This is a genomic window from Dactylosporangium roseum, assembly GCF_025264685.1.
Taxonomy (GTDB): domain Bacteria; phylum Actinomycetota; class Actinomycetes; order Mycobacteriales; family Micromonosporaceae; genus Dactylosporangium; species Dactylosporangium roseum.
The window spans coordinates 5,234,445-5,257,915 of record NZ_CP073721.1; the positions used below are offsets into that span (position 1 = coordinate 5,234,445).

General features: G+C 72.7%; 20 protein-coding genes. 5 read left to right on the top strand and 15 right to left on the bottom strand.

What is annotated here, in order from left to right; genetic code table 11:
* The first annotated feature begins 96 nt into the window (after window positions 1-96).
* The 3 genes from Drose_RS24475 to Drose_RS24485 all read left to right on the top strand — a co-directional run bounded on the left by Drose_RS24475 (window position 97) and on the right by Drose_RS24485 (window position 2,688).
* Window positions 97-567: a CoA-binding protein gene (locus Drose_RS24475; protein WP_260723646.1), complete on the top strand. Its 471-nt coding sequence runs from the start codon at window positions 97-99 to the stop codon at window positions 565-567.
* A 158-nt stretch (window positions 568-725) separates the two neighbouring features.
* A complete protein-coding gene (locus tag Drose_RS24480; protein ID WP_313900052.1) occupies window positions 726-1,370 on the top strand; it encodes a DNA alkylation repair protein in 645 nt (214 codons plus the stop codon).
* A 316-nt stretch (window positions 1,371-1,686) separates the two neighbouring features.
* Window positions 1,687-2,688 carry a glycoside hydrolase family 5 protein gene (locus Drose_RS24485; protein WP_260723648.1) on the top strand — a complete coding sequence of 334 codons (1,002 nt, stop codon included), beginning with the start codon at window positions 1,687-1,689 and terminating at the stop codon, window positions 2,686-2,688.
* Window positions 2,689-2,761: 73 nt separating this feature from the next.
* Here the strand turns inward: Drose_RS24485 and Drose_RS24490 are convergent, their stop codons facing one another.
* The 7 genes from Drose_RS24490 to Drose_RS24520 all read right to left on the bottom strand — a co-directional run bounded on the left by Drose_RS24490 (window position 2,762) and on the right by Drose_RS24520 (window position 13,720).
* Window positions 2,762-3,949, bottom strand: a complete 1,188-nt coding sequence (locus Drose_RS24490) for a TIGR02679 domain-containing protein (RefSeq protein ID WP_260723649.1) — start codon at window positions 3,947-3,949, stop codon at window positions 2,762-2,764.
* Window positions 3,946-8,025 carry a TIGR02680 family protein gene (locus Drose_RS24495; RefSeq protein WP_260723650.1) on the bottom strand — a complete coding sequence of 1,360 codons (4,080 nt, stop codon included), beginning with the start codon at window positions 8,023-8,025 and terminating at the stop codon, window positions 3,946-3,948. The genes Drose_RS24490 and Drose_RS24495 overlap by 4 nt, the downstream gene beginning before the upstream one ends.
* A gap of 16 nt (window positions 8,026-8,041) precedes the next feature.
* The gene (locus Drose_RS24500) at window positions 8,042-9,385 is read right to left on the bottom strand and encodes a TIGR02678 family protein (protein WP_260723651.1); all 1,344 of its coding nucleotides are present in this window, start codon (window positions 9,383-9,385) and stop codon (window positions 8,042-8,044) included.
* A complete protein-coding gene (locus Drose_RS24505; protein ID WP_260723652.1) occupies window positions 9,382-10,974 on the bottom strand; it encodes a TIGR02677 family protein in 1,593 nt (530 codons plus the stop codon). Before Drose_RS24505 ends, Drose_RS24500 begins: the two co-directional genes overlap by 4 nt.
* Before the next feature lie 361 nt (window positions 10,975-11,335).
* Window positions 11,336-11,692 carry a hypothetical protein gene (locus tag Drose_RS24510; protein ID WP_260723653.1) on the bottom strand — a complete coding sequence of 119 codons (357 nt, stop codon included), beginning with the start codon at window positions 11,690-11,692 and terminating at the stop codon, window positions 11,336-11,338.
* Window positions 11,693-11,699: 7 nt separating this feature from the next.
* Window positions 11,700-12,008: a hypothetical protein gene (locus tag Drose_RS24515; protein WP_260723654.1), complete on the bottom strand. Its 309-nt coding sequence runs from the start codon at window positions 12,006-12,008 to the stop codon at window positions 11,700-11,702.
* 17 nt (window positions 12,009-12,025) lie between these two features.
* The gene (locus Drose_RS24520; protein ID WP_260723655.1) at window positions 12,026-13,720 is read right to left on the bottom strand and encodes an MFS transporter; all 1,695 of its coding nucleotides are present in this window, start codon (window positions 13,718-13,720) and stop codon (window positions 12,026-12,028) included.
* Between the two features lie 65 nt (window positions 13,721-13,785).
* Between Drose_RS24520 and Drose_RS24525 the strand changes: the two genes are divergently transcribed.
* On the top strand, window positions 13,786-14,280 hold the full coding sequence (locus tag Drose_RS24525; RefSeq protein ID WP_260723656.1) for a MarR family winged helix-turn-helix transcriptional regulator: 495 nt from the start codon (window positions 13,786-13,788) through the stop codon (window positions 14,278-14,280).
* Here the strand turns inward: Drose_RS24525 and Drose_RS24530 are convergent.
* The 8 genes from Drose_RS24530 to Drose_RS24565 all read right to left on the bottom strand — a co-directional run bounded on the left by Drose_RS24530 (window position 14,223) and on the right by Drose_RS24565 (window position 22,508).
* The gene (locus Drose_RS24530; RefSeq protein WP_260723657.1) at window positions 14,223-15,374 is read right to left on the bottom strand and encodes an alpha/beta hydrolase family protein; all 1,152 of its coding nucleotides are present in this window, start codon (window positions 15,372-15,374) and stop codon (window positions 14,223-14,225) included. The genes Drose_RS24525 and Drose_RS24530 overlap by 58 nt on opposite strands.
* A complete protein-coding gene (locus tag Drose_RS24535; RefSeq protein WP_260723658.1) occupies window positions 15,367-16,914 on the bottom strand; it encodes a class I adenylate-forming enzyme family protein in 1,548 nt (515 codons plus the stop codon). Before Drose_RS24535 ends, Drose_RS24530 begins: the two co-directional genes overlap by 8 nt.
* Window positions 16,911-17,852, bottom strand: coding sequence for an aromatase/cyclase (locus Drose_RS24540; RefSeq protein WP_260723659.1), 942 nt, complete (start codon window positions 17,850-17,852; stop codon window positions 16,911-16,913). Before Drose_RS24540 ends, Drose_RS24535 begins: the two co-directional genes overlap by 4 nt.
* On the bottom strand, window positions 17,849-18,103 hold the full coding sequence (locus Drose_RS24545; protein ID WP_260723660.1) for an acyl carrier protein: 255 nt from the start codon (window positions 18,101-18,103) through the stop codon (window positions 17,849-17,851). The genes Drose_RS24540 and Drose_RS24545 overlap by 4 nt, the downstream gene beginning before the upstream one ends.
* 2 nt (window positions 18,104-18,105) lie before the next feature.
* On the bottom strand, window positions 18,106-19,371 hold the full coding sequence (locus Drose_RS24550; RefSeq protein WP_260723661.1) for a ketosynthase chain-length factor: 1,266 nt from the start codon (window positions 19,369-19,371) through the stop codon (window positions 18,106-18,108).
* The gene (locus Drose_RS24555; protein ID WP_313900053.1) at window positions 19,368-20,636 is read right to left on the bottom strand and encodes a beta-ketoacyl-[acyl-carrier-protein] synthase family protein; all 1,269 of its coding nucleotides are present in this window, start codon (window positions 20,634-20,636) and stop codon (window positions 19,368-19,370) included. The genes Drose_RS24550 and Drose_RS24555 overlap by 4 nt, the downstream gene beginning before the upstream one ends.
* 23 nt (window positions 20,637-20,659) lie before the next feature.
* A complete protein-coding gene (locus Drose_RS24560) occupies window positions 20,660-21,085 on the bottom strand; it encodes a nuclear transport factor 2 family protein (protein WP_260723663.1) in 426 nt (141 codons plus the stop codon).
* Window positions 21,086-21,167: 82 nt separating this feature from the next.
* Window positions 21,168-22,508: a cation:proton antiporter gene (locus tag Drose_RS24565; RefSeq protein ID WP_260723664.1), complete on the bottom strand. Its 1,341-nt coding sequence runs from the start codon at window positions 22,506-22,508 to the stop codon at window positions 21,168-21,170.
* Between the two features lie 132 nt (window positions 22,509-22,640).
* Between Drose_RS24565 and Drose_RS24570 the strand changes: the two genes are divergently transcribed.
* A complete protein-coding gene (locus Drose_RS24570) occupies window positions 22,641-23,468 on the top strand; it encodes an SDR family NAD(P)-dependent oxidoreductase (protein ID WP_260723665.1) in 828 nt (275 codons plus the stop codon).
* The last annotated feature ends 3 nt before the right edge of the window (window positions 23,469-23,471 follow it).

The following is a 23,471-nucleotide window of genomic DNA, read 5'->3' on the forward strand; positions in this document are numbered from 1 at the left end:
GATCGGTGCCATCAGACCCTGACCGGATGCGCCGGCGTGGGCGGATAGTCGGGTGCGGAGCCGTCGAGAGGCATCCTTGATCCGGAGGGCACAGTCATGCTCACGATGCGACAGGCCGCCGCGGAGTTCCTGGCGAAGCAACGGATCGCGGTGACCGGAGTGTCCCGCAACTCGCGAGACCATGGCGCGAACGTCGTGTACCAGCGGCTGCGGGAGCGCGGCTACCAGGTGTTCGCGATCAACCCCAACGCGGAGCGGGTCGAGGGCGACCGGTGTTACCGGGACCTGAGGTCGGTCCCCGGTGGCGTCGAGGCGGTGGTGATCGGCACCCGTCCGGAGACCGCCGAGGAAACCATGCGGGAGTGTGTCGAGCTCGGCATCGGTCACGTGTGGATGCACCGCCTCTACGGAACCGGCAGTGTCTCCGACACAGCCACCGAGCACGGCCGCCGGAACGGGATCACGGTGATCGACGGGGGCTGCCCGCTGATGTTCGGCCCCACCGCCGACGCGGGGCACAAGGTGATGCGCTTCCTGTTCACCCGCGCCGTGCCCAAGCGGGTCTGAGCACACGCGCACCGCCCGGGCAAAAGGGTCGCGCCCGATCTGAAGACGCGGGTTTTCGTGCCGGTGCCGACTTCCGTCGTAGGCTGGGTCTCGCAGGTGATGGACGGGAGGCTGAGGTGGCCGAGGCAACGCTGACCGAGACGACGGTGGCCGAGGTGATGGCCGAGCTGGCCGGGCTCGAGGACCCGAAGACGCGCGAGGTGAACGAGAAGCACGGTGACGATCACGGTGTGAACCTCAGCAAGTTGCGCGCGCTCGCGAAGCGGCTGAAGACGCAGCAGGCACTCGCGTGCCGGCTCTGGGAGACGGGTGACACCGCGGCGAGACTGCTGGCGATCCTGATCTGCCGCCCGAAGGCGTTCGGGCTTGACGAGTTGGACGGCATGTTGCGCGACGCGCGCACGCCCAAGGTGCACGACTGGCTTGTGAACTACGTGGTGAAGAAGAGCCCGCACGCCGAAGCGCTGCGCCTGGCCTGGTTCGCCGATCCGGATCCGGTGGTCGCGAGCGCCGGCTGGGCGCTGACCACCGAGCGCGTGACGAAGCAGCCCGAGGGCCTCGACCTCACGGCACTGCTCGACGTCATCGAGGCGGAGATGAGAGACGCCCCGGATCGCCTGCAGTGGGCGATGAACGAGTGCCTGGGCAATATCGGGATCGAGCACGCCGAGCACCGCGCCCGTGCGATCGACATCGGTGAGCGCCTGGAGGTGCTCAAAGACTACCCGACCTCCCCGGGTTGCACGTCTCCGTTCGTGCCCATCTGGATCACCGAGATGGTGCGCCGGCAAGACGACCGGTAGGAGGTCCGCGCTCACGGCACCCGGTCCGCAGCTTCGCGGCGAGTCCGGCCACGTCGACGCCGGCGTTCCGGGTTGCTCCGTACCAATTAATATCCACAGGGTTCCCGGCAGACTCACCCGGACCGAGCGATTGTCCCGCTGTGGTGCGCCGCGGCAGCGAGCGACGCCCACGAGCTGAGCCGTTCGCCTACCCAGCTCGATCACCATGTGCGGGGTTTGTGCGGCGGCACCGGGGAAGTGCTCCACTGCGGGCCCTCATGCGTGAGCTGGGCCAGGAGTCGGCGCCAGGAGATCCGGTCCGAGGTGGGTCATGAGGATGCGCACCACCATCGCGGGTACGTTGCTGGTCACCGTCGTCGTCTCGATCGTCCTCGTGGGAGAGCCGCACCACTCGAACGGGGCACCGCGACGGCCCGGGTTCCAGGTGGACAACGGGCGCCTCTACGATGCCGACGACAACGAATTCGTCATGCGTGGTGTGGGCCACAGCCACGCCACGTATCCGGAACGAACGGCCCGGATGCTCAGCGACGTCAAGGCGATGGGCGCCAACACCGTACGTGTCGAGTTGTCCACCGGCGCGGTCGCGAAACGAGACGACGCGGCCGATGTCGCGCACGTGATCGCGCTGTGCCGGCGCAACCGCCTCATCTGCGTCCTGGTGGTGCACGACACCACGGGGTGGGGCTTCCGCCGGGAAGCCATTCCGCAGGCACGGGCGGTGGACTACTGGATCAGCATTCGCAAGGCGCTCATCGGCCAGGAGAAATACGCGATCATCGACGTCGCGAACGAGCCGTACGTCCTCGACAACGTCCAGCGCTGGCCCGGCGACACGATGGACTCGATCCGCCGCCTGCGCCGAGCGGGCATCCGTCACACCCTCATGGTCGACGCGCCCGACTGGGGTCAGGACCTGTCATTCACCATGCGGGACCACGCCGCCGGTGTCTTCGCCGCCGACCCGGAGCGCAACACCGTCTTCTCCATCCACATGTACGGCGCGTTCTTCCGCGCCACGAACGTCCACGACTACCTCGGCCGGTACATCCGGGCGAGGCTTCCCGTCGCGGTGACCGAGTTCGCGTACACGCATCACGACGGCGACGTCGACGAGGACGCGATCATGTCCGAGGCGCAGGCGCACCGCATCGGCTATCTCGCGTGGTCCTGGAGCGGCAACAGCGGAGACGTCAGCAACCTCGACATGGTGACCCAGTTCAACGCCAAGTCGCTCACCTGGTGGGGCCAGCGAGCGTTCAACGGTCCCAACGGCATCCGGCGGACCTCCCGCGAGGCGACCGTCTACGCGCCGTAGTCCGGCTCGGCGCGGCGGTCATCGCCGCCGTTTGCCGCAAATTAGCGGCCCGTCTCGGTCCACACACCCGGTGTCATGCGAGGTCTGCCAGCAGCGCCGGCAGCAGCCGCTCCTCCATCATCGCCCGGCCGTTCGCAACCATCGCGGTTCGCAGTCGCGGATCCCACGGCGTCTCGGCCGGCACGCCGATCAGCGCGGGTCCGGACGGGCCCGGGTCGTAGTTCTCGACGGACATCCGCCACGGCACGGCCTGCGGATACCGATCGAATGCCGCCGCGGTCATCCGCACGCCGGCCCAGTCGAAATCGTTGCGCCAGCGGATGACCCCGTCGACCATCGCGCGCAGAAGGTGGTGTGCCGCGGCTGACGGTACCCCCTCGGTGCAGACCAGGGGGCGCGACCGTCCAGCGTGGACGGTGACGGCGGCGCGCAGAACAGCCGGGTTCTCGCAGACGTACACCTCCTCGCACCGAAGCCTGAGTGGGGCGAGCCGTAGCTGGTGCAGGGTCACCCGCAGCGGCACACCGGCCGTGGCCGCCTCGGTGAGCCATGATCCGACAAGCCCGCCCGTCGCCGGGACGTTGAGCACGAGCACCTGGCTGGCCAGGTCGTCGGAGACCAGGCCGACGGCCTCGAGCAACTGTCGCTCCTGCTCCCGGCCGACCGGCTGCGGCACGCCCTGCCACCCGCTGACCGCCCGCAACAGCAGGCCACGCAGCGGACCGTCGGTGAGCGCCTTGGTGTCGTGCAGCACCCGGTCGGCGAACACCGGCACCGGTTCACCGTCGGCGGGCAGGGCGTCGAGCACCCGGACGAGATCCGCGAAGGGCAGCCCGGCCCGCACGATCCGCGTCATCGTCCCGTCCCGGCGCATCCGCTCCAGCCAATCGGCGTACCAGGCCGTGCCGGCGTGCCGACCGTCGTTCGCGATCGAGACCAGGGCATCACGGGCCGACGCCTCGCGTTTCGCGTCCGCCGGGCGGTTGCGCAGCGGCGCCGAGGCGGAGACGGTCTCGATGAGCCCGGTGCCGTGGACGGCGCGCAGGTGCTCATCGAGCTCGGCGAGGCGGACGGTCAGCCGGGCGGCGTTCGCCGAGCGGTGCGCGCCGGTGACGCCGATGACGACGAGGCGTTCGTCCTGCGTCGGTGCGGCGAGGGTGATCACGCCGTCCAGACTGCCGCCGGTGCGTTCGAGGACGCGCCGGGCCTTCTCGATCAGTCGTCCCCAGCCCGCGTGATCGCGCAGATCCGGAGCCGTCACGGCGTCGGCTCCGACGCCCGCCGGGTCTCGGGCGAGCCGAGAGCGGCGGCGAGCGTGCCGTCGAAGTCGGCGATGTTGGCCGTACCGTCCCAGACGAGCAGCACGGCGGAGACGGTGTGCTCGACGGTGGAGTGCGACAGGTCGTAGTGTGCGGCACCGCTCACCGCCGGATGGGTGGCCCACAGGTCGTAGCCGGTCATGAACAGATCCAGGTCGAACTGTGTGGCCAGCGCCATCAGCTCGCCCCGGCCGTTGTCGTCGACCCCGGCGAACGCCTCGTCGAGGCCGAGCAGGCGCGGCGCGTCCGGGCGGGCCGAGTCGAACAGCGCGTTGGCTGCGGCAAAGAGCGGTAGGTGCAGCGAAACCGACTGCTCACCGCCGGAGAGCTGGGAGTGCCGGGCGCGGGTGAGTGCCTCGGTGCCACCGCCGGGCCGGTGCAGGCTGAACGCGAACACCCGCCAGGCCCGGTAGTCGAGGACCTCGGCGAGCAGTTCCCGGTACGGCCGCTCGGGCGCGGTGGCGCGGGCGGTCTTGATCCGGCCGGCGAAGTGGCGGCGCATCATGCTCAGCGGTGCCGGCCCGAGCCGGGCCGGGTTGCGCTCCAGGAGCTTGCAGACCTCGCGCTGATCCGGGTCGAGGTCGTCGGCGAGCCGCCAGCCGACGCCGACCGTGAGGCCGGAGGACATGCGGCGGGCCCGCATCTGCGTATCCATCGCGTCGACCAGGTCGCGGGCCTCGATCGTGCGGTGGTGGATCTGCTGGGCGAGCTGGCCGAGCAGAGCGTCCTCGAGGACCCGCTGCTCGGCATCGGTGAGCAACTGCTCCTGGTCGCGGCGTTCGCGGGCGATCCGCTCGGCGAAGTGCGCGACCGGGGTCAGGCCCTGCTCGTCGGCGACGCGGACGACGATGACGCCGCCGTCGGTGTCCCACTCCGGGCGGTGGTCGAGGCCGGCGGCCGGCAGTTGCGCCTGTAGCTCGGTGAGCGCACCGGTGAGCCGGGTCGCGCTCTGTTTGCGTGAGCTCTCGGTCGGGCTGAGCTCCCGGGTGGCGGCGAGGATCGCTTCGTGCAGCGCCACCACGGACGGGTCCAACTGATCGTCCGTGGTGGACTCCTCCGCCGGCCACCGCAGGTCGGTCGGGCAACGGATGAGGCCGAGGAGGTCCGGCTGGGCATAGGGGCGCAACTGTACCGCGTCGTGGCGGGCCTCGGCCACGGCGGTGGCGACGCGCTCCTCGCCGAGATCGGCGCGGGTGGCGGCGGCGGTGCGGGCCTCGCGGGCCGTCATGACCCGTTGGCCGGCCGCCGTGCGGGCGGCCTCGGCGGCGGCGATCGCGGTGGTCGTGGCGGCGACGTCAGCGAGCACGCGTTCGGCGTCGGCGCCGACGGTGTCCCGCAGCGTCCGGTACGCCTCCTCGCGTTCCCGGTGCCGGGCCACCGCTCCCCTGGCGGTCTCCTCCGCGGCGCCGAGCCGCTCGACGGCCTCCTCGTACTGGCGGTCGGCCTGCTCCTCGGCGCCGGCGGCGGTGCCGGCGGCCCGGCGGGCGGCCTCGAGGCGGACGCCGGTGGTCTTGAACCGGTTGACCGCGTCCTCGGCCGCGTCGACCCGGTCGGCCGGCAGCGACCGCTCCGCCGCGGTGCGCCGCAGCGTGGCCGCGGCGACGGCCTGCTCGGCGACGGCCTGGTCGAGTCGGGCGGCGGCGGTTTCGTTGGCCTCGGTGCGGGCGCGGAGGGTCGCCGCGGCCCGGTCGAGCTCGCGGCGGGCGGTGTGGATCGGTGCCGTCGGCGGCAGGGCGGCCGCTGCCGCGTCCACGGCGGCCAGCAGCGCGTCGACCGCGTCCGACTCGACGACGAGGGCCTTGAGGTCGGTCTCGAGGGCGGCGATGAGCCGGTCGCACTCGGCGAGACGGGCGGCCCGGCGGGCGGCCCGGGCGGTGGCGCCGATGTATTCGCAGGTGACCTTGGCGGCCCGGCCCGCGGTGAGCCCGTGGCGGTAGGCGCCGCCGCGCCCGATCGCCGCGGCGGCGGCGCCGTGCCCGGCCGGCACGGCCTCGTCCGGGCGCACGAGATCGACCAGGGTGATCGCCGACAGCACGGCGGTGACCTGCTCGGCGGGGACGACGTGCTGGTCCTCGACGACGAGCACGTCGGCGAGCGTCGGTGCCGCCGCCGTGGTACCGGTGGTCAGGTACGCGTCGAGTTCGCCGCCGACCGTGCCGTCCGGAAGCAGCCACGCGTCGAGCAACCCGGTCGCTTGCAGCGCAGCCTCGATCGCGGTGGCGTCGGCGTCGGCCACCCCGTCGGCGAACCGGACGAGCCGCCACAGCGGTCCGCCCGGCCGGTCCCCGCGCGCCGCCGGCCGGCCGGGCGCGGCCGGTGGGGCGTCGTCACGTTCGGCGGCGATGTGGTCCCGTTCGGCGGCGATGTCGGCGCGCCGGGCGACGAGCGCGTCCTGCCGCGCGCGCAGCGCGGCCAGCCGGGCCTGCCGGTCCCGTACCGGTGCGGCGGTGGCGTCGGCGTACACCTCCTTGAGCGTCGGCGCACCGGCCTCTCCTACGCCGTCCACTGTGGACGACAGGAGCTCCTCGACCGTGGCCTGGTCGAGCTCGCCGAACAGTGCGGCGTGCGCGGCGGACCAGGCCCGCACCGCGGCGCGGACCTCGTCGCGGGCGCGGTCGACGCCCGCCTCGGCCGCGCGCTCCGCCTGCTCGGCGGCGTCGAGCGCCAGCGCCGCTGCGGAGGCCTCGGCCGTGGCCCGGGTGTGGTCGCGCTCGGCCTGGGTGAGCCGGGCGGCCCGGTCCCGGACGGCACGAATGTCGTCCTGGCGCTGGACGGCCCGGGCGCCGACGCGGTCGGCGAGACCGTCGGTGGCAGCGTCCTCGACCGTCCAGGCGATGCCCGCGTCGGCCGCGTCGCGGGCCAGGTCGTCGGCGATCCGGGCGGCCTCCGCACGGGCGTCGGCGGCGGCGACCGCGGCCCGTTCCCGGTCGGCGCGCCGACGGGTCACGGTGTCCGTCTCGTGCACGACCGTGGCGGCGGCCCGGGTCGCCGTCTCAGCCAGGTGCCCGACGAGCTGTTGCAGATCGGCGAGCTGCTCGTGGGACTGGTACGCGGCCGAGGTCTTGAGGCTGTCCAGATGTGCACGCAGCCGGGCCGGCTCGCCCTCGACCGCGTACAGCGCCGCCTCGGCCTCCCGCAGCGCCGCCGCGGCCGCCTCGGCCGCCGCCCGGTCCTCGGTGAGGGTCGCGCGGTGGGTGTCGACGGCGGCACGCCGCTCGGTGAGGACGTCGGCCGCGGCCCGGGCGTGGGTGCGCAGGTAGGTGGCGTAGACGGCCAGGAACGTCGCTGTCGCGGTGTCCGCCGCGACGAGCCCTTCCAGAGTACGGGCCACGGCCTCCATGTCGTCGAAGGAGCGCGCGGCCTCCACCAGTAGCTGGTCTTCCACCGGCCGCAGGCCCCGCTGCAGCGTGCGGGACAGTTCGACCGGATTGAGGTCCTTGGCCAACTGCGGCTTCCGCAGGGTCAGGACCAGATCCAGCATCTGTTCGTACCTGGCCGGGCCGAGGCCGAACAGGCGGGCGTCGACGAGGTGCCGGTACTCCTCCGGTGAGTCGCGCACGGCGTCGGCGCCGAGGCGGGCGACGAGGTCACGCCGGGTGAGCGGACGATCGTCGACGTCGAGCAGGGAGAAGTCGACGCCGACCCGGCCGTCGACGACGAAGTGCCAGCGGGTGACCCGGTCGACGTGCTTGTGCGCCCGCAGGCCGATGCCGACGGTGACGTAGGAGTCCCCGTCGCCGAATTCCATCCAGACGTACGCGTGGGACGTCTCCTGCCCGCGGTACAGCAGGTTGGACTTCATCGTGCGGTCCTCGCCGGCGAACGGGTTGAGCCGGCGCGGCTCGATCCGCCCGTCGAGGACGAACGGGAACAGCACCTCGAGCGCCTTCGTCTTGCCCGAGCCGTTGGGGCCGCGCAGGACCAGCCACCCGTCGACGAACATGAACTCTTCGTCCCGGTAGTCCCACAGGTTGATGATTCCGGCCCGGATGGGCGCGAACCGGCGCTGGCGCGTCATCGGATCTGGTTCCCTCTCAGAACAACGGTTCGGCGGTCGCGCGGGGTTTCACCGTGGCGACCGTGGCGCGGTATCGGCCGATGAGTGGCCGGACCAGCACACCACCGGGCACCCGGATGATCGCGTCGAAGCGCTCCAACTGGGCGACCGCTTCGGCGCGGAGCCGGTCCGGGTCGGCGTGCCACTGCGCGCCGAACGCCTTGCCGTAGCGGCGCAGCAGCTCACCGGTTGCGGCCCGCAGGGTGCTGTCGGCGACGAAGGGCAGCCGGTGGGTGCCGTCGTCGTCGACCGGCTGCCCGGCCGGTGGCGGCTCGGCCTCGACCGGCACGAACGTCTCCGCCGGCAGCCCGGCGTCGACGTCGCGGATGCGCTGCCGGTGCGCGGCGTGGCCGTCCGGCACCGGCAGGCGGCGGGCCTTGCGGCCGTCCGGATCGGTGACCCGGGCACCGATCTCGACGGCGAGCAGGACGGCCATCTGGGCCACCGAGCCGCTGCCCGGGAAGCGTTCACCGGACAGATTCGTCGTGTCGACCAGCAGCACGCCCTCGGCCCGCCGCTCCACCCGCAGCCCGGTCAGCCGCTGCACGTCGGAGGCGAGCGTCGCGCCGCGCAGATGGTTGGCCACCGGCTCGGCGACGTCGTCGAAGTAGACGACCGGCGACTCGACCACGGCGCGGCGGGCCGCCTGTGCCGCCGCCCGCCGCTCGGCGTTGCCGCTGCTCGCGAAGGACCGGTCGAACAGGCCGGTGACGCTCTCGATGTGCTGCAGCACGCGGGCCGGGCGGAACACGGCGAACACCGCGTCGCGGGCGATGTCGTAGAGGGCCTCGCCGGCACCGGGATCGCTGGCCCACGACGCGCTGGAGCCGTCCGCGAGGCGCAGCACGCCGCGATCCTCGATCCAGCCGACCGCGTCGACGAAGGCCCGCCGATCGGCGCCGCTGTCCGGGTCGAGGCCGAGCCCGGTGATCCGGCCGGCGTCCGCGGCGACCGACTCGGCGAGCTCGCTGAGCGTGATCTGGATGCCGGCCCGGCCGAGCACCGCCAGGCACAGCGCCAGGTAGGCGTAGCGCTGCCGGTCGAACGGCCGTCCGGTCCGGGACGTGGCCGGCTGAGTGTGATCGAGGCGGTCCTTCGCGCGGACCAGCCGTGCCGTGACGCCGTGCAGCTCCAGCCGGTAGCCGAACGCCTCGGCCAGGTCCTTGCGCAGCGTCGTGGCGAACCGCCGGACTCGCGGCAGCGCCTTCTCGTCCGGCCAGGTGGCGGTGACCAGCGGATGGCGCAGCACCAACCGCAGCGCACGCTGGTAGTCGGCGAGCTCGGTCTCGGCCACGTCGGCGGCGAAACGCTCCCCCGTCATGCGACCGCCCCGGCACCAGCGGTGTCGATGTCGGTGCGGGTCCGCTGACGCACCGCCGTGTGTTGCGCCGGGGCGACGGCCAGGGTGTAGCCGTCGAGGTGGAGCCGGCCGTCGGCGGTGTCGACGGTGCTGTACCGGCCGGGCGCCGGGGTCAGCGTGAGCCGGACTCCGTAGGCGGCCGCGGCCAGAGGAGTCCGGGCACCGATCCGCGCCGCCAAGGCGATGTCCAGCAGCCGCAGCAGCACCGTGGTCTGGTCCCCGTCGAGCTTCACCGGACCGCCCGGATCGTCGTCGAACCGCTCGGCCAGTCCGGCGGCGGCGTCGGCGAGGCGCCGTTCCTGACCGAGTTGCGCGGTGCGCAGCCGGCGTCGCCGGGCATCGTCACGCTCGATTCGCGCCGGCCGGCCGTTGCCCTGTCCGGGCAAGCGACCGCTCTCCACGAGTGTCCGGGACAGCTCGACGGCGGGCGCCTCCCACCAGGACAGCCGGCTCGGGATCACCTCCGGATCGGGGTGCGTGACCCCGACGTGCCGCGGCGCGCCGAGGCCGAACACCGCATCGAACAGCGCATGCGCGGCGTCCTGATCGCCGACGTTGGTGAACCACGCCGCGAGGTGACGTAGCTGCGACTCGCGGCTCACCCCGCCCCGGCGGGCCTCGGTCACGCGACGCAGCAGGGCAAGCACGTCACCGATCGCGGCGATCGTGGCGCCTGCCAGCCGGTCGGCCTCGCTCGGCTCGTCCGGGCCCGGCGGCGCCAGCCAGGACCGCAGCCCGAGCCACCGCCGCCGCCAGTCCTCGAGCCGCTCCGCAGGAGTGTGGAACAGCCGGTCGTCGGCCTCCGCGGCGGCCTCGACCAGCCGCTCGACGCCGGTCGTCTCGACCGCGTGGACCGCCTCACGCAGCCGCGGCGTGTAGCGCTGCAACTCCTCGTGGAAATCCCGCAGGTGGACGAGCAGCGCGTCCTTGTGGGCGAGGAACACCTCCGGCCGCACGTCGTTGGTCCGGCTCAGGTCGCCCAGCATGTGGTAGAACCGCGCCGCCCGCTCGGCGATGTCGGCGAGCGCCCGGTCGAGGCGGTTGAGTTTGCGGTACACCTCCTCGCGATCACCGGCCGCGTTGGCGGCCGCGAGCACCTGTAGGTCGGCCAGCAGGTCGGCGAAGACGAGGCGGGACAGGGTCGTGTCGTCCATCGTGGCGGACAGCACGCTCTCCACCGCCCGGTGCGCCCGGTAGCCGGCCTCGGTGAACTGATACACCGAGTGACGGTTGCGGTACTCGGCGAGGGTCGTGGCCCGGGTGCCGTCCTGGCCCCGGTCGAGCACACCCCAGCCGACGAGCGCGTCGAGCAGGCGAGGCAGGTCGAGCTCAGCCGGGTCCGGGCAGCCCGGATCGGTGTGGCGGAGCGCGCCGAGCGCGGCGGCGACGTCCGTGGTGTGCAGCATGACGTGGTAGCTGGACCGGGCTGCGTCGAACGCCCGCAAGACCCACAGGTAGGCGAGACGGTTGTCGGCGTTGACATAGCCGAAAAGCCGCATCCGGTCGTCGAGACCGAACTCGTCCAGCCCGAACGTCTGCCGCGCCGTCATCGGTCTCCTTCCGCCCGTCGACCACCCTATCGCCTGCCGAGCCCGCCCTGCCGACTCATGTCCGTCGCTGACAATCGACACGGGAGCCGCTCATCGGGCCTCTGCTGGCCAACGATTGTCCCGGATGTGGGAGGGATCCGGCTGTCGGGGTAGCCAGTTCTGTCCCCTGATCATGTCAACGTCGCGACGTTCACGTTGTGACGCAACAACTCCGGACCGCTGCACCGCGATGCGGTGCAGCGGTCCGGAGTGTTGCGCCTGGCTCGCGAGGACACCTCGCGGCAAGGTGGAATGGGGCAGCGACCAGTGCCGGGCAGGACGCCCACCAGCGATGACGTGATGGGTCCTGCGGATGCCGAGGCTATGTCCGCTGCGCCCGCAGGACGGCCCGGGTCGACTCGGCCGGGTGGTAGTCGGCGAGCCCGTGCAGCACCGACCGGACGAACGGCACGAAGCCCTCCGGGCCCGACCTGTGGTCCTTCATGTGGACGGTCGCCCGGTCGCTGGACTCGAAGACCGTTCGCACCATGTCCAGCCGGGCCGGCAGGCCGAGGCCACCGCCGATGATGACGTGGTCGATGTCCGCCGCGGCGAGCGCGGCGGCGAGTTCCTCGACGCCGGTGCCGCTGATCAGGTCGACCTCCGCCACGGCGAGCCGCTCGCGGAAGTCGTCCATGAGGTGCGGCAGCAGACCGGCGATGAACACCCTCGTAGCCACGGCCGCCTCAGTCCGCAAGGTCCAGCAACTGCGGGACGATGACGTGCCGCACGTGCTCCTGGACGGTCTGGCCGGGCACCCGCCGGGCCTCGAACACGGCGGTGCCGTGCGGGGCCGCGTGCTCGTGGACCGGCGGGCGAGAGGCGTACTCGACGCCGCTGCCGACCAGGACGGCGGCGAAGTCGCCGGTGTCGAGCAGGGCGAACGCCTCCTTGTCCTCGGTGACGCCGACGGCGCGGAAGCCGTTGTCCTCGATGATCTCGGTGGACGCGTCGACGAGATGACGCTCGCGGCCGAGGACCAGTACGTTCTTCACTCCGATGACCTCTTTCGTTACAGCGGGCTGACCGTGCGCGGGTGCTTGGGCAGCGCCAGGAAGCCGGCGCCGGCGATGACGAGGGTCGCGCCGCCGAGGATCAGCACCCAGCTAAACGCGTAGGAGTAGTTCTCGGCGTTGGCGCGGGCGACGGCGCGGTCGAACGCGCCGGCCGCCGACGGGTCCGGGCTCGCCGCGGCGCAGCTAGCCGGCACGGCGCTCTGGTCGAGGGCCGAGGCCCGATCCCGCACGCAGGTGCCGAAGCTCGCGACGGCGGCGTCCTGTGCCTGGCTGGACAAGCCGAGGGTGGCGAGGTCCGAGCGCAGGCCGGGGGTCGCCGCATCGACGCCGCGGTCGGAGCCTCGGTCGAGCTGGGTGAACAGGATCACGCCGATCAGCGCCACGCCGAGGGCGATGCCGATCTGCTGGATGGTGTTGAGCAGGCCGGAGGCGTTGCCCGCCTGCTCGCCGGGGACCTGGCCGAGCAGCATGTCCAGCGTCGGGGCGACGATGAGGCCGAAGCCGATGCCGGACAGCACGTGCACGGGTATGAGCGCCCACGACGTGAGGTTCGGCCCGTAGTGCCAGGCCAGCCAGGCGAAGGACAGCCAGCCGACCGCGTTGACGAGACCGCCGGCCACCAGCACGTTGCGGCCGAACTTCGGCACCAGCTTGTTGGGCGCGTTGCCCGCGCCGATGCCGACGCCGACGGCCAGCGTCGCCGCGGTGAGACCGGCGTGCATCGGGCTCCAGCCGAGGCCGGCTTGCAGGAACAGCGTCCAGGCGAAGAAGAATCCGCCGGAGGCGACCCAGAACAGCCACCACATCGCCATGCCGACGGAGAACGGGCGGGAGCGGAACACGCCGAAGTCGATCAGCGCGGAGCCGCGGACGGCCTGGCGGCGGCGCTCGAAGGCGACGAACGCCACGAGCAGCACGACGGCGCCGGCCACCATCGCGAACGTCCACCCGGGCCAGCCCAGGCGGCGGCCCTCGGTGAGCGGGTAGACCAGGGCCACGACCGCGGCGAGGGCGAGCACCATGCCGACGATGTCCAGGCGCGGGCGGCTCGGGGAGCGCGACTCGTGGACGAAGGTCGCGCCGGCGACGAGCGCCGCGATGCCGATCGGGACGTTGATGAGGAAGATGGTGCGCCACTCCCAGCCGAACAGGTCCCACTGCACGATCACGCCGCCGAGCGCGAGGCCGAACACCGCCGAGGAGCCCGTCACGCCGCCGAAGAGCGCCACGGCCTTGGCCCGCTCGTGTTCCGGGAACGTCACCCGCAGGATGGCGAGGATCTGCGTGACCATCAGGCCGGCCGCGGCGCCCTGTGCGAAGCGTGCCGCGATGAGCATCTCGGGGCTGACCGCCAGACCGCACAGCAGGGAGGCCGCCGTGAACCCGGCCATGCCGACCATGAACACACGCTTGCGTCCGTAGATGTCGCCGAGCCGGCCGCTGAGGATCAGCAGCGCCGCGAACGACAGCACATAGGCCGCGACGACCCACTCGAGCTGGGCGTAGTTCGCGTGCAGGTCGCCCTGGACGCTCGGCAGGGCCACGTTGACGATCGTCGAGTCGACCAGGTCGACAAACCCGGCCACCAGGACCACCGCGAACGCGAGCCAGCGCCGGGGGTCGAGGCCGGTGTCGTCTCCGGCGCCCTTCGGCGGCGCGGCCGGCGAGGACGAGGAGATGTCTTGAGTCATGAGGTAAGTATGCACATGTCGTGACTATCCCTCAAGGTGATAATCAAATGAGATAGTGTGGACGGGTGACATCGCCGCTGTACGAGTACCCGGCCTGCCTGATGACCCGGCTGGGCGTCCACGTCCAGGAGCAGCTCACCGACCTGCTCGCGCCGCTGGGCATCCAGCCGCGCCACTTCGGCCTGCTCACGCTGCTCAAGGGGCACGACGGGCTCAGCCAGCACCAGCTCGCCGACCCGCTCGCCGTGCACCGCAACGTGATGGTGGGCCTGGTCGACGACCTGGAGGCGCGGGGGCTGGTGGAGCGCCGCCGCCACCCCACCGACCGCCGCGCCCACGCCGTGCACCTGCTGCCGGCCGGCCGCGAGCTGCACGCCGAGGCCGAGACCCTCATCACCGAGTTCGAGGCCAAGCTGCTGGGCTGCCTGAGCCCGCAGGAGGCGGCGACGTTCGTCGCGCTGCAGCGGCGCGTCTCCGAGCACGCCGGCCTGCACCACGACGTTCACCCCGGCCTGCGCTCCAGCCGTCCGGCCACCCAGTCCGCAGTCTCCAGCGTGTAGGAATTGATCACGTTCAGGCTCGTGTGCGCCTCGCGCGGGTGCACCACGAGTCGGTGCCGACCGGACCACGCCCGGTCGAGGTCGGTCAGGCCCTCGACCGGGAAGATGTCGTCGAGCGCACCGTGAATGCTCAGCACCTCGGTCGCCGGAGGTCGGCCGGGGTCGAGGGCGAGTTCGTCGAAGCGGGGTTGCAGGTCCGCCGCGACGTCGGCCCCCAGCGCAAACCGGAAGTTGGCCTTGAGCCGCCGCGGCAGGCCGTCGAACTTGTTCAGGGCCGGGCCGCCGCCGAAGTTGACGACGCACCGGAACCGCTCCCCCAGCGCCCCCGCTACCCGCAGCGCGATGTGGCCGCCGAAGCTGATGCCGGCGAAGGCGAGCCGGTCAGCCTCGATCCCGGGCTCGGCCGCCAGGTGCGCCACCAGGTCGGCGACGACCTCCTCCATGGCGAGGTGCAGCGGCGACCGGCCCAGTTGCAGGCCCTGGCCCGGGCCTTCGAACAGCACGGCCGCGATGCCCCGCTCGAGGTACGCCTCAGCCAAGGCGAGCAGCTCGATCTCGGTCGCCGAGTCCAGGCCGTTGGACAGCAGCACCGCCGGCAGCGGCCGCCCGGCGGCGCGCATGGCGGGCGTGGTCAGCAGCCAGTACGGCACCTCGGGGCGACCCGCCCGCGCGGGCAGCCGGCCCTCGGCGAGCCCGAGGTCGGTGCCGTTCAGGCTGCCCAGGAAGCAGTCGCGGATCCGCCGGCGCAGGTGCCGTTTGCGGACGTGGTCGTCGAAGTACTGGAACTCCGCCCAGTGATAGGCGGCCGCCGCGCCGCGCAGCGCCCGGGAGCGCCCGGCCACGGTGCTCGAACGCTCGGCGAGCCGGGCGTAGTCGTCGGCCCGGGCCGTCCACCGCTCCCGCCAGTCGTTCCAGAACGCCGCCGAGCTCAGGTCGAGGTCCTCGGCCGGAAAGCCGTCGAGCGCGGCGGCGATGTCGCCCCAGTGCACCTGCGGCGCATAGCGCGCGTTGAGGAAGAAGAGCCTGGGGAAGAGGTAACCCAGGGCCCGGTAGACGTGCTCGGGCACCCGCAGCCGGGCGACGTCATCAGCCACGGCCGTCACCGCCCAGCTCGACGAGCCCGGCCGGATCGATGGCCGCGGCCACCTCGCCCCGCATGATCTTGCCGTTGGCGCTCTTGGCGAACGGCCGCGCCGTCGCGTACGCGAGGTCCGGCCACTTCTCCGGGGCCAGGCCTCGCTTCAGCTCGCCGGCCACGATCGTGCGCACGTCCTCGGGGCTGCGCTCGCCGATCGGCCCGCACACGCACGCCACCGGCCGCTCGTGCGGCGTGCCGGAGCCGGGCAGGCCGACGAGCACCACGTCGTCGACCCCCGGCGCGCCGGCCAGGACCGCCTCGACCTCCTCCGGGTAGATGCGGTGGCCGTTCTCGCTGAGCAGCACGCCCGACATCCGGCCCTTGAGCACCAGATCGCCGTCCGGGCTCCACTCGGCGAGGTCGCCGGTGCGCAGCCACTCGCCGGGCGACTCGATCGTGCCGTCGGCGACGTTCACGTACCCCTCCATCACCAGCGGGCCGCGGACCAGGATCTCGCCGACCCCGTCCGGATGCTCGGCCACCGGCTCGATCCGCACGGCGAGGGTGTCGTCGGGCCGGCCGATGCAGTAGACGTGCTTGACGTGACGCTGCTCGGCGTGGCCCGCCTCGTCCAGGAAGCAGAACGGCCCGTAGGTCTCGGTGAGGCCGTACCCCTGGATCCAGTCGCCGCCGATCAGCGCCCGGCCCTGGTCGAGGACCGCACGCGGGACGGCGGCCCCGCCGTACGACACGACCCGCAGGCACGACAGGTCCGGCCGCTCGGCGTCGACGGCGGCCACGAACCGCTTGAGGGCCACCGGCCGCAGCGCGAGGTGCGTGGCGCGCTCGGCCGCCACCTGGGCCGGCCACCGAGCCGGGTCCGGGGTCTGCGGAAACACGACGGTGGCGTCGTGCAGCAGCGCCCCGAACGAGTTGATGACGCCCGTCGTGTTGTTCATCAGGCCGGTCATGAAGATGCGGGCGTCCGGGCGGTACCGCATCGTGCGGGTGACCGCCGCCATTCGCCCGCACACGTGCGCTTCGCCGATGCTGATGGCCTTCGGCGTGCCGGTGGTGCCGCTGGTGAACAACACCAGGAAGTGCTCCACCGGCTCCGGGCGGTCGATCGGCAGCTCGCGGTCCGGCGCGTCGGCGGCCGGGAACGGCAGCTCGACGACCCGGCCGCCGCGCCCGCGCAGCGCGTCGACGCCGGTGCGGTCGCGCTTGGCGTGCACGATCACGTCGGGCCGCGCGCTGTCGGCGATCGACAGCCACTCCGGCAGCGCCGCCGCCTGAAGGCCGTACGGCATCAGCAGATGCAGGCCGAGCGCACTCGCCGCGGCGAGGAAGAACACCGCGTCCGGGCCGTGGTCGAGCAGCGCCAGGACCCGATCGTCCGGGGCGACGCCACGTTCGAGCAGCTCCGCGCGGCAGCGGGCCACCTCGTTGCGCACCTGCCGCCGGGTCAGTGTGCGCCCGGCAGCGACCATGCACACCCGGTCGGGATCGGCCCCGGGCGCCGCGGCGATGTACGCCAGCTTCGCCGCCTCGCTCATGAGCCCGCCGCCGCCATGGTGGCGCGGCTGTTGGCGCCGAGCGCCTCGCGCGCCCAGGCGCCGGCCTTCTCCAGCGTGGTGCCCGCGCCGAGAACCGCCTCCACGGCGGCCGGATCGATCGCCACCGTGTGCCGTGATGTGATCGCCGCGCCGCCGGCGACGGCCTCGAACTCCCACACGCCGCTGTGGCCGGACAGCAGCGCCGGCAGCACCGTCTGCTTGTAGGCGATCCGCTCACCCGGCGAGCAGAGCCGGATCGACTGCGTGGTGTGCGAGCCGCCGTCCGCGGTGAGGGTTTCCATCTCCATCCGCTGTACCCCCGGCACCGCCTCGTCGACGTCCACCCGCCGGACGTGCGGCAGCCGTCGCGGCCACCGGTCGGCGCGGTGGACGAAGTCGTAGGCGTCGGCGGCCGCGACGCCCGGCAGCTCGACGCGGTCGCTGAAGCTGAACACCAGCCGGTCCAGCGGGTGCCCGAGCGCGGCGACCGCGCCGAGCGCGGCCAGTTCCTGCTCGCTGTTCCGGTCGACGGCGGCGGCGATCCAGTTGAGTGTCTTGCGGTCGCCGGTCAACGCGGAGAAGGCGTGCGTCAGCGTCATCCGCGTCTGCCCGTCGCCCTCGGGCGCGAACGACCACGCACCCGACATCGCGGCGATCGGCGGCGCGCTGCGCTCCTGCCGGAACGCGACCCGCAGGCCGGCCGGGTCGAGCGTCCGGCGCGAGGTCCACGTCTTGACCTCGCCGTTGACGTCGGCAGAGATCTCGATCCGCTCCTCATCGCCGGCGATCTCGAGGCGGCGCGCCTCGACGCACGGGCCGAGGATCACCGGCCAGCGGGTCACGTCGGTGACGAGGTCGTACAGCCGCTCGGGCGGTGCCGCCACGACCCGGTAGTGCTCCATCCGCCGGGTCTCCGAGCTGATCACGCCCTGGGTCATGCCGCCGCCTTCGCGGCCGACTCGACGATCTCGGTCAGCTCGCGCGGCGTCTTCGCGGCCGCGAACGTCTCGTCCGAAACCCGCACGCCGTACTCCTGCTCGATCGTCGCGGCCGACTCCATGAGCGCGAGCGAGTCGTAGCCGAGGTCCTCGAGGCTGGTGTCGGCGAAGTCGGCGTCGGCGACCTCGACCTCCGGCGCGCCGGAGCACGCGATCAGGATGCGGCGGACGTCCTCGACGGTGACAATCATGGCTACTCCTTCTCAACAGATGTGATGTCGGCAGCGGCGGACGGCCGATCCGCGCCCCAGGCGCGGACGACCACCGCCGAGTTGAAGCCCCACAGCCCCCGCGCGAGCACGAGTGCCGTGCGCACGTCGCCGTCGCGGGCGGCACCGCGGACCACGTCGAGGCCGTACTCGGCCGGGACGTCGGCGGTGCCGGCGGTCGGCGGGATCACGCCGTCGCGGATCGACAGCAGTGCGGCGGCGACGTCGAGCGGCCCGCCGCCGCCGTAGGTCCGGCCGGACGCCGCCTTCGGGGTTGTGACCGGCACCCCGCCGGGGCCGAACACCGCCCGCAGCACCGCCGCCTCGGCCCGGTCCAGCTCGGGGACGCCGATCGCGTCGGCGAACACGACGTCGACGTCCGCGGCGACGATCCCCGCGTCGGCGAGCGCCGTCTCGACGGCTCGGCGCAGCGCCGGCGGCCGGCCCGAGCCGGGGGCGGGGTCGAAGGCGCTGGCGTAGCCGGCGATCTCGCCGTAGACGCGGGGCGCGCCTCGGCGCACGGCCGCGTCGGCGTCCTCGAGCACGAGCAGCGCGCCGCCCTCGCCGGGGACGAAGCCGTTGGCGTCGCGGTCGAAGGGCAGATACGCCTCGGCCGGGTCGTCGCGGCGGCTGAGCCGACCGCCGGCGATCTGCGACACCCAGCCCCACGGGTCCAGCGCCGAGTCGACGCCGCCGGCGACCACGAGCGGCGTGCCGCGGCGCACGGTGCGCCGGGCGTGCCCGATCGCGTCGAGCCCGCCCGCCTGCTCGGCCACGAGCGCGCTGCTCGGGCCGCGCATGCCGTGCCGGATCGAGATCTGGCCGGTGTTCACCGCGTAGAACCAGGCGAAGGACTCGTAGACGCTCACCGCCTGCGGGCCTTTGGTCCACAGCTTGTGGAACTCGCGATGGGTGAACTCGAACCCGCCGAGGGCGTTGGCGGTCACCACGCCCATGTCGTAGTCGACCAGGCGCTCCGGCTCGACCCGCGCGTCGTCCAGCGCCCAGGCGGCGGCGACCAGCGCCAGCCGGGTGGACACGTCGGTCTGCGGCAGCAGCCGGCTCGGCAGGTGCTCGGCCGGGTCGAAGTCCAGGATCTCCCCGGCCAGCCGTGCCGGGTACCGGCTCGAGTCGAACCGGGAGATCTCGCCGAGGCCGTGCCGGGCCTTCACCGTGGACTCCCAGTACGCCTCCGTGCCCAGGCCGTTGCAGGCCAGCGCCCCGATCCCGGTCACCACCGTCGCGATCATGACGCCGCCCCGTCCGCGCGCCGCAGCACCATCGCCGTCTGGAAGCCGCCGAACCCGCTGCCGACCGTGAGCACGGTCCGCACGTTCTGCTCGCGCGCGGTGAGCGGCACGTAGTCGAGGTCGCACTCGGGGTCGGGCTCGTGCAGGTTGGCCGTGGGCGGCACCACGCCGTGCTCGATCGCGAGCGCGCAGGCGGCGATCTCCACGGAGCCGATCGCGCCGAGCGAATGCCCGACCATCGACTTGATGGAGCTGACCGGGATGCGGTACGCGGTCTCGCCGAGCGCGCGCTTGAACGCCGCGGTCTCGTGCCGGTCGTTCTGCTTCGTGCCCGAGCCGTGGGCGTTGATGTAGTCCACCGCGGAGCGGTCGACGCGGGCATGGTCCAGCGCGACCCGGATCGCCTCGGCCATCTCGCGGCCGTCGGGCTTGAGCCCGGTCATGTGGTAGGCGTTGCAGCGGGTGGCGTACCCGCTCACCTCGGCGTAGACGTGCGCACCGCGCCGGCGGGCGGAGTCGAGGCTCTCCAGCACGAACATCGCCGCGCCTTCGGCCAGCACGAACCCGTTGCGCAAGCGGTCGAACGGCCGCGACGCGGTCGCCGGGTCGTCGTTGCGCGGCGTGGTGGCCTTGATGGCGTCGAAGCACGCGACCACGATGGGCGTGATCGGCGCGTCGGCGGCGCCGGCGATCATCACGTCGGCGGCCCCCTCCTGGATGAGCTGCCACGCGTGGCCGACGGCGTCCAGGCCCGAGGTGCAGCCGTTGGACACCATGGACACCGGGCCTTCGGCGCCGACCTTCCACGCGACCTCGGCCGGCATGACGCTCGGGGCCAGATAGTCGAACATGTGCGGGGACAGCCAGTCGCCGTCGACCAGCCAGTTGCGGCCCGTGTCGGACAGGACGAGGTACTCCTGCTCCAGGCTGGTCGCGGCGGCCACCGCGCTGCCGACGGTGACCCCGACGCGGGCCGGGTCGACGCCGGCGAAGTCGACGCCGCTGTCGCGGACCGCGTCCTGGGCACAGACGACGGCGAACTGGGTCGCCCGGTCCATGCGCCGGATCTCCCGCTGGCTCAGACCCTCCCACACCGGGGAGAAGTCGATCTCGCCGGCGACCTGCGAACGGTACGGGGACGGGTCGAAGAACGTGATCCGCCGGGTCGCGGTCCGGCCCTCGGTGAGCAGGTCCCAGAACTCCTTCGTGCCGTGCGCGCCCGGGGCGCGCACGCCGATCCCGGTGATGACGACGGGTCGGCTCAGGCTCATCGCTGTCACATCCCTCTTCAGAAGCCGTCGTGGTCGACGAGGCGCTCGGCGTTGCGCAACTGGCCGTCGTCGCGGACCAGCACGTCGCGCACGACGCAGCTCCGGACCATCTCCGGGCCGCCGCCCGGCCGCGTCGTGAGCACCAGCGCGTAGCTGGTGGCGCGGAGCCGGCCGGCGGTCAGCTCCTCGACGTCGACCATCGTGAACAGGTGCCGGCGCTGCTGCGGATCGGCGGCCTGTCGCTGGCGCACCTCGTACAGGTCGGACAGGATGCCCGGCCGGGTCCGGGCCGGCTCGCGGCCGGGCGTGTGGCCGAAGACCGCGTCCTCGGTGAAGGTGTCGGCGTAGGCCTCCAGTTTCCCTTCGTCCAGCGCCTGCATCTGGCGCGCGTAATACTGGAGAACCTCTGCATACAGTTCGGCGGCGACGCCGGGGATACCCACGATCTCGCGCTCCTTCGTCAAGCGTTCGGGTGCGATCAGTCTGTGTGAGCGGCCAAGAGCCTCGGTCGAGACGAACTCGACGTCAGTGCCTCGCCGGTGCCTCGGTCGGCGCCGCGTCCTTGGCCTCCAGCGCCGCCGTGGCCGCGTCCTCGGTGCGGGCCATGGCCACCCGCAGGATCGGTGGTGCCATGAGGGAGGTGACGATGGCGACCAGGACGATGACGGTGTAGGTGTCGATGCTCAGCACGCCGAGGCGCAGGCCGGTCATCGCGACGATCACTTCGATGACGCCGCGGGCGTTCATGCCGGCGCCGAGCGCGAGCGCCTCCCAGCGGCCGAGCCGGCTCAGCCGGGCGCCGAGGTAGGCGCCGGCGAACTTGCCGATGACGGCCACGGCCAGCACCACCAGGGCGGTCAGCAACACGGCGGGCTTGCGCAGCGCGGTGAGGTCCATACGCAGGCCGGCCATCGCGAAGAACAGCGGCGCGAGGAAGGCGAGCACCGTGGTGCGCAGCGGGAGGAGCTTCTTGGCGTCGAGCTCGCCGCTGGTGCCGACGAGCACGCCGCCGACGAACGCGCCGAACACCGCCTCCAGGTGCAGCGCCTGCGTCGCCGCGGCCGACAGCAGGACGATGAGCGTCACGACGGCCACGGTCGGCGCGGCCTCCGGCGACCGGTTCGCGGCCCGCAGCGCCAGCCGCACCAGCGGCCGGCCGGCCAGGGCCGCGAACGCGACCACGCCGATCGGGTAGAGCAGCGCGGTGGCGACCGTCCCGCCGGTGACGCCCACCGTGGCCATCGCCGAGACGACCGACAGCAGGAACCAGCCGACGATGTCGTCGACGACCCCGGAGGCGAGCGTCAACTGCCCGACATCGCGGTGCAGCAGGTTCATGTCGATGAGCGTCTTGGCGATGACCGGGATGGCGCTGACGCACATCGCGACGCCGAGGAACAGCGAGAACGTCGCCGGGTCGACGCCGTGCGGCAGCACCGACCTGGGCAGCAGCAGGCCGGTTCCGATACCGAGGCCGAGCGGCAGCAGCAGGCCGGCGAGGCTGACCCGGGCGGCGGTCGCGCCGCGGCGGCGCACGAGGCCGAACTTCAGCTCGATGCCGGTGAGGCCGACGAGCAGCACCACGCCGAACTGCCCGACCGCGTCGAGCATGTGCGTCTGCTCGGCCTGCCGCGGCAGCAGCCAGTTCGACACACCGGGCAGTACGTGCCGCAGGATCGACGGGCCGACGAGGACGCCGGCGCACAACTCGCCCACGACGGCGGGCATCTTGAGTCGCGCGGCCAGCCGGCCGAGGACGATGGCCAGCAACAGCAGCAGCGACACCTGCAACAGGAGCAGCAGCAGCGGGTGCTGGCCGATCGGCGCGATCGGGCCGGCGGACAGCGGCACGGACTCGGCGGTCACAGGCTCACCTCGGATCTTCGATGGCTTCGGTACCTGGCGCGGCAAGTCTGCAAGGGCGACCAAGAGATCTGGTCGAGGCGACCTCGAAGCCCTCTCGACCTGTTCGCGAGCCGCGGGGGCGATCGTGGAGGCATGACACTTCTGCCTCCTACCGACGTGCCCGCCGCCGCTCCTCCCACCGCCGCGCCGAAGCCGGTGGCGCTGGTCACCGGCGCCACGAGCGGCATCGGCCACGAGATCGCCCTGACCCTCGCGCGGCAGGGCTACGCCGTGTACCTCTGCGCGCGGACGGAGAAGGCCCTCGACGAGACGATCGAGGCGCTGCGCGGCGAGGGTCTCGACGCCGACGGCAGCACCTGCGACGTCACGTCCCCCGAGCAGGTTCGCGCCCTCGTGGGGGCCGCGGTCGAGCGCTACGGCCGCATCGACGTGCTCGTCAACAACGCCGGTCGGCCCGGCGGCGGCGCCACCGCGCAGCTCCCGGACGAGCTCTGGTTCGACGTCATCACCACCAACCTCAACAGCGTCTTCCTCGTGACGAAGGCGGCGCTGACGATCGGCGGCATGCTCGAGCGCGGCTCCGGGCGCATCGTCAACATCGCCTCGACCGGCGGCAAGCAGGGCGTGATCCACGCGGCGCCCTACACCGCCTCCAAGCACGGCGTCGTCGGCTTCAGCAAGTCGCTCGGGCTGGAGCTGGCAAAGACCGGGATCACGGTGAACGCCGTGTGCCCCGGCTTCGTCGAGACCCCGATGGCCGAGCGGGTGCGGGAGCACTACGCCGCGATCTGGGGCGTCGACGAGGACGAGGCGCACGGCCGGATCACCGCGCGGGTGCCGATCGGGCGGTACGTGGAGCCGAAGGAGGTCGCGGCGATGGTTACCTATCTCGTCGGCGACGGCGCGGCTGCGGTCACGGCGCAGGCCTTGAACGTCTGCGGCGGACTGGGCAACTACTGACGG